This window comes from Okeania sp. SIO2F4 (assembly GCF_010672385.1).
GTDB lineage: Bacteria > Cyanobacteriota > Cyanobacteriia > Cyanobacteriales > Microcoleaceae > Trichodesmium.
In genome coordinates this window covers 1-1,121 of sequence record NZ_JAAHGT010001479.1, presented here as the reverse complement: position 1 = coordinate 1,121, position 1,121 = coordinate 1, and the positions used below count along the sequence as shown (strand labels likewise).

Annotated in this window: 1 protein-coding gene; it reads left to right on the top strand. The window is 41.6% G+C overall.

Going from position 1 to position 1,121, the window contains the following annotated elements; translation table 11 throughout:
* The first annotated feature begins 240 nt into the window (after nt 1-240).
* Nucleotides 241-1,062 (top strand): ATP-binding protein, encoded by an 822-nt coding sequence (locus tag F6K22_RS41345; RefSeq protein WP_363275598.1) that lies wholly within the window; start codon nt 241-243, stop codon nt 1,060-1,062.
* Nucleotides 1,063-1,121 lie beyond the last annotated feature (59 nt).

The window sequence follows — 1,121 nt, the reverse complement described above, 5'->3', positions numbered from 1 at the left end:
AGCTCTTCTAACGCACTACACCTCATTCATTCTCAATAAGAGTTTGATTTTAGTTGAAGTATTCTTCAGTTCCCGAACGCAAATTCGTCTCTATATATAGCTTTCAACTAGCTTGTCACCCCGTGAGCTTTGGCGGACTTGGAGAAGCGGTGCGACCCCGCGCCGGTTTCCGGCGCTAGGGAACGCGCACCAAGAGAACAAAATACGACGATATCGAAGATTACTCTAGTCCCCTTATCGATGGGTCATATCAATCAATTGGTTGCCGAAACCCTCAGTTGTACCGTAGAGTTAGCGGCTCCTTTAACAGATTTAGTCTATCAAAAAACCAGAGGCAATCCCTTTTTTACGACCCAGTTTTTAAAAGGGTTACATGAGGATGGGTTAATTACATTTAACCCGAATTTGGGATATTGGGAATGCGATTTGGTAAAAGTGCGAGATGCAGCTCTCACGGATGATGTAGTGGAATTTATGGCCGGACGGTTGCACAAGTTGCCCGAAGCAACCCGAGAAGTCCTGAAATTAGCCGCCTGTATCGGCAATCAATTTGACTTGGATACTTTAGCAATTATCTGCGAAACCTCTTCCGAAGAAGTAGCAACCGATTTGTGGAGTGCCTTGCGAGAAGGACTGATTTTACCTCAAACCCAAGCCTACAAGTTTTTCCAAGAATGGGAAAAAGACGACGATCGAGCAGAGGGTATTGCAGTGGGTTATCGCTTCTTGCACGATCGCGTTCAACAAGCTGCCTATTCTTTGATAGTTGATAGTCAGAAAAAAAGAACCCATTATCACATCGGAGAACTACTTTTAGAAAAGATTTCCCCCTCAGAAAGAGAAGAGCGAATTTTTGAACTGGTTAATCAATTAAATCACGGTACTACCTTAATTACCCAACAAACTAAACGAGATGAACTAGCTCAACTGAATCTGATTGCTTGTGGTAAAGCTCGAAGTACAATTGCCTATGAAGCTGGTCGGGAATATGCTAATACCAATTTCCCAAAAGATTGTTACAATAAAATAGGTACAAAATTATTAAGTGATTGCAGTTATTAGATGAGAACGAAAACTCAAATATTAGAAACAGAATCTGAATTAAAAAAACTGTTGTCCCA